3 protein-coding genes and 5 pseudogenes are annotated in these 4,819 nt (G+C 67.5%); 2 read left to right on the forward strand and 6 right to left on the reverse strand.

Annotated elements, in window-relative coordinates:
- Window positions 1-87: 87 nt before the first annotated feature.
- From ACFU5O_RS37260 to ACFU5O_RS37285, 6 genes and pseudogenes are all read right to left on the reverse strand, one after another.
- Window positions 88-432, reverse strand: a pseudogene (locus tag ACFU5O_RS37260) (IS5 family transposase); the annotation flags it as partial.
- A 41-nt stretch (window positions 433-473) separates the two neighbouring features.
- Window positions 474-830: pseudogene (locus tag ACFU5O_RS37265) on the reverse strand (transposase); the annotation flags it as partial.
- A pseudogene (locus tag ACFU5O_RS37270) lies at window positions 827-1,228 on the reverse strand (cytidine deaminase family protein). The pseudogenes ACFU5O_RS37270 and ACFU5O_RS37265, both read right to left, overlap by 4 nt.
- A 2-nt stretch (window positions 1,229-1,230) precedes the next feature.
- Window positions 1,231-1,386 (reverse strand): annotated as a pseudogene (locus ACFU5O_RS37275) (IS630 family transposase); the annotation flags it as partial.
- Between the two features lie 169 nt (window positions 1,387-1,555).
- On the reverse strand, window positions 1,556-1,792 hold the full coding sequence (locus ACFU5O_RS37280; protein WP_384247438.1) for an XRE family transcriptional regulator: 237 nt from the start codon (window positions 1,790-1,792) through the stop codon (window positions 1,556-1,558).
- Window positions 1,793-1,899: 107 nt separating this feature from the next.
- Window positions 1,900-2,373 (reverse strand): annotated as a pseudogene (locus tag ACFU5O_RS37285) (transposase family protein); the annotation flags it as partial.
- Window positions 2,374-3,092: 719 nt separating this feature from the next.
- On the opposite strand from ACFU5O_RS37285, the gene ACFU5O_RS37290 reads away from it, so the two are divergent.
- Both ACFU5O_RS37290 and ACFU5O_RS37295 read left to right on the forward strand, forming a co-directional pair.
- A complete protein-coding gene (locus ACFU5O_RS37290) occupies window positions 3,093-3,506 on the forward strand; it encodes a CBS domain-containing protein (protein ID WP_384247440.1) in 414 nt (137 codons plus the stop codon).
- A gap of 932 nt (window positions 3,507-4,438) precedes the next feature.
- A partial coding sequence (locus ACFU5O_RS37295) for an ATP-binding protein (RefSeq protein WP_384247443.1) occupies window positions 4,439-4,819 on the forward strand: 381 nt, incomplete at its 3' end.

The following is a 4,819-nucleotide window of genomic DNA, read 5'->3' on the forward strand; positions in this document are numbered from 1 at the left end:
CATCGACGTCCTCTTCGCCATGCTCCGGGACGGCACCTTCTACGAACCGCCCAAGATCGCTACCGCTTGACGAAAACCATAGGGGCACTTTTTGCGGGCTCCGGCGGCGTGCTGATGGGCTCGGTTGATCGTGGAATCGACCGACACCGTCCACTCCACGGCGCCGACGGAGTCGTCCCGGACCTGGACCTGCTCCAGCAGGCGGGCCCAGGTGCCGTCCGCCTCCCAGCGGGCGAACCGCTCATAGACCGTCTGCCACGGCCCATAGCGTTCCGGCAGGTCACGCCACGGAGCACCGGTCCGCAACCGCCACAACACCCCGTTGATCACCTGCCGGTGATCCCGCCACGGACGACCACGACCGTCAACACCAGGCAGCAGGGGCGCTATCCGCTCCCATGCCGCATCCGTCAGCTCACCACGACCCACCACAAGATCAATTATCAGACAGGACCTAGGCAGTTTCGTTTGGATCACCGGGCGGACCAGAGGAAGATGCCCGCGATGTGGAGTCCGGCCAGGTAGATGGTGGCGGTCTTCTCGTAGCGGGTGGCGATGCCGCGCCACTGCTTCAAGCGGTTGATGCACCGCTCGACGGTGTTGCGTTGCTTGTATGCCTCGCGGTCGAAGGCGGGCGGCCTGCCGCCACGGCTGCCGCGACGCAGTCGGTGGCCTCGCTGGTCCGCCGGGATGGGGATCACCGCCCGGATTCCGCGTTTGCGCAGGTGCTCGCGGATGGCGCGTGATGAGTAGGCCTTGTCGGCCAGGACTACGTCTGGCCTGGTGCGGGGCCGTCCGCGTCGGCGGGGAACGCGCAGGCGGGCCATCACGTGCGATGGTCGGCCCAGACGTAGCTTTCGGGCAGCAAGTCGGTGATGAGGACGGTTCGGATGCGGCCCCTCGCCGACGATGACCTTGAGGGCAGGGAAGTGGTCGAGAAGGACCTGACGGCACCGGCCGCACAGGGGAACAACCCCTCGGTCGCGGTCGCCCGCGGCGACTATTGTGTCCAGCTCGTAGACGCCCTGGGTGGCTGCCGCGCCGATGAGAACGAGTTCAGCGCAGGGTCCTTCCGTGAAGTGATAAGCGTTCACCGCGGTGACGATCCGGCCCGCCCTGGGCGCGGGCTGCGGTTGCCATGGTGTGGTTGTCACCCCGGCAGCGTGTGCGAGCGACGTGCTGCGGCCTGGATGAGTTCGTGGTCGACGGGGTGGGTCTGCGTGGTCATCCCTCGGCGATCTTCGCCACGGGCATGCCCTGCGCGAACATCAGCACCATCTGGGCCCGCCGCCACGTCCCCACCGACCCCGTGCCTCTGCGGATGATCCGCAACAGGCGCCGTCCCGCGTCGTCATCGATCTCGCGGACGCGTACTCGTTCTGCCACCCGGACAGCCTGGCGACACCGCGCTGCCCGAACCAGCATCCGAACGGCGCGTCACGTCACTAGGGGGCAAAGGTCGTCTGATGCGGCACTAGTAATCGCGGTTCACCGCGTCGGCGTAGGGCTCTTCGGCGGCCGGGCCGCGACCACTGCCATGGGCTACGGGGCCGGGTCAGGCCGATGCGTCGGCGGGGACGTGGGCGGCAGAAAGGACTTCGCACAGCGGCACCCCGAGGGCATCGGCGAGTTCGGTCAGCTCCTGCTCGGTGGGGTGGACGGGGCCGTTGGCGCCGTCCGTGGCGAACACCCTGATACGGGGCGTGCGGATACCCGTCCGGTCGGCGAGGGCCTGCGCGGTCAGATGCCTGCGTCGCATGGTGGTCTGCAAGAGTTCTCGAAGGTCAGCCATTTACTCCACGTGCCCCGCACGGCCCCCCTCATGCCCAGGCCATCCCCTCAAGCGTGTTGCAGAAGTCGGTGTTCTGGCAGGTCAGGGCCCGGTTACGCGTCTTCTGATCATGCGGCCAGGGCGAGGTTGTGCATGTGGGCGACGGCTCGCACGGCATGATGGATACCGTCGCCGCGCTGTCGGCAGTCACGGAGGATCTTGTAGTTCTTCATGCGGGCGAAGGCATGCTCCACGGGGGCGCGGACTTTTGGATGCTCCGCATTGTCCGGCTCCTCGCCCGGCAGTAGGGGCCGGCCGGGGCGTTTGCGGTGCGCCACCACAGGGCCGGTGTTGATGTAGGCGCCGTCACCGAGCAAGGTGACGCCCTGGCACTGGGCGGGCAGGCCGGAGTTCCGCCAGACGTGGGCGTCGGCCTCGTTGCCCTGCGCCGGTCGGGCGGTGGCCACGACCAGCTTCGTATCGGCATCGATGATGACCTGCACGTTTGCCGAGAAGCGGCAACTTCGGCTCGAGGCACCGACCTTCCGGTCGCGGACCGGGATCAAGGTGCCGTCCACGATCCACAATCGGTCCGCGGCGGGGTGGGTGGTCCGGGTCATGCTGGGCACGGCTGCCTGTCTCCTGAGCGCATCGGGAACACTGGTGTCCGACGCTGGGCCAGGTGTGGCGGTCAGGACTGTGACGGTGCCTGTCGCGAAGGCCCACCACCGGCGCGACGTCAGCGACTGGCATACCGCGGACCTTGCGGTGTGTTGTTGGTCCGCTGGTTCGGGAATGGTGCAGGCGATGCCGCGTCGGCGCAGGTGGGCGCGGTTGGCGCGGGGGCTGTAGGCCTAATGGACGCGAAGGACGGTACGCGAGCTCTGTTCGTCACTCGCCTGAATTGGGTTGAGGGCAGGCTGGAGCCTGTCTTCGGGGTCGGTGCAGGCGGTTGAGGACCGCGATGGCCGGTCCGGGAGGGTCAGACGGGCCTGGGCGGGGTCCAGGCGGCGCAGGATCTGGCCGCGTAAAGCCCGCGCCGCCCGAACTATTTGCGGCCCCGAGTCGCGTCGGGGGTGTTCGCGTGTGCGCCTCGGGTACACGTGCCGGGGGCCGGCCTTCCGGCTGTGGCCCCTTCCTCTCTGTGCGGAGAGGGGATCGTCGCTGGTGGTGCCTGTCTGTGGGGGACAGTCACTACCAGCGGCATAGGGGGCCTCTTCCAGGGCAGCCAGTCGTCCTGTTTGGGGTGTGAGTGCGTGCACGACGCTGTCGTGGGCAGGCGCTGATGTGGCAGCCCCTCTGTATGGAAGAGGAGATCATCATGACCACTGCCCGAGAGATCATGACACCGGATACCACGTGTATCGGCGCCGACGATTCCGTCCTGGCCGCGGCGAAGAAGATGACGGAGCTCGGTGTAGGAGCGTTGCCTATCTGCGGCACCGACGAGAAGCTCAAGGGCATGCTCACCGACCGTGACATCGTCGTGAAGGTCCTGGGGGAAGGCAAGGACCCGGCTCAGGTGAAGGCCGGCGAGCTCGCCCAGGGCGAAGCGGTGACCATCGGCGCCGATGACGACGCGGAAGAGATCCTGCGGACCATGAGCCGGCGCAAGGTCCGCCGCCTTCCCGTCATCGACGGCCACACCCTGGTCGGCATCGTGGCCCAGGCTGACGTCGCCCGCGCCCTGCCCGACCCCAACGTCGGAGACCTCCTCGAGGCCCTCTCCACCTGAGCGGGCTACCGACGAAATGCAGCTTGCGAGGTGACGGAATGCCGGTGCGGGGTTGCTGGGCGACGCGAGCGTACGACAGGTCAGGCGGTGCCCGGAGCCTCGAAGACCATACGGATCGCCGTGACCTCGTAGCGGGCGTTGTCGGAGGCGGCGGCCATCGGGGCGTTCGTGGTGTCCGTCGTGGCGGTGATGCGCTCGGCGCCTTCGGCCGCGTGGAAGCGGGTAATCTCGGCGAGGATCTCGTCGATCAGGCCCTGACCGCGCAGCTCGGCTACGACACCGACATAGCCGACGTTGCGGTGTACGGGGTTGCTGACGGAACGGCCAGACCGGCGAGTATGCTATGGGGCAGTTCGGCGAGCCTCCACCGAGAGCGCTCGCTGGGGCAGTCGAGGTAAATCCGCACATCATCCTCGGCCAGCTGCCTCGCATCCTTGGTGCGCAGCTCGTCACAGGTGGCCTGGTCCAGGCTGCCTGCCGAAACCGGATGAAGGCGTCCAGGAACTCCTCTTCGCCGCCCTCGCGGAACGTCAGCCGACAGCCAGTCTCGGGCAGTCCTGCCGCCGGAGTCCACTCGTAACGCAGGCGCTGAATCTCCCAGGCTCAACCCCGTGCGCAAGCCGTTTCGCGACGCCATGCGACCGCCTCGGTCAGGTCCGATCGGGTACTCCAGTCCTCTGGCGAGTTCCTCGGCGACACGGCCATCGATCGAGGCCGGTGGCGCAACGCCGTTCCGGCTCACCGGATTCGCACCGACCTCAATCCGGACGACGTCCCTCGGCGTACGCCATGACGCACACGGGCTCCTGGGATTCGGGGATAGGAGTACAGGTGCGAAGTGGCGCCGAATACGCAGATAAGTGTTGGAAAGATGGGCACCTGCCAAAGTGGAGCCTGCTTATGTGACGTAAAGCGTCTTTGGGAGATGCGCCATGGCGACCGCCCAGACTAGGTTCGTCGATCTGTCCGACGCCCTATCTCTCGGCGCGGTCCGGCAGGTCGCTCTCACTTTCTTCACGGAAGCCTCGCGCCTCCTCGAACGTCCCCTTCGTCCGCAGCTCAAAGACGCTGTCCTGCTTGTTGTGAGCGAGTTGGTGAGTAACGCGCGACGCCATTCGCCGGGGCCGTGCACGCTGCGTCTGTCGGCGAATGCCTCCGAGCTCGGCATCGATGTCACCGACACCAATCCCCGCCTGCCCCGGGGCCGCGCTCCCGATAGGGCCGGTGTGGGAGGCGGCTGGGGGTGGGGTGTGATCACCGCGCTGACCCACGAGGTGCACGTCGTGCCTGGTCCCGGCGGCGGGAAGACCGTC

Source organism: Streptomyces sp. NPDC057445, assembly GCF_042802855.1.
Classification (GTDB): domain Bacteria; phylum Actinomycetota; class Actinomycetes; order Streptomycetales; family Streptomycetaceae; genus Streptomyces.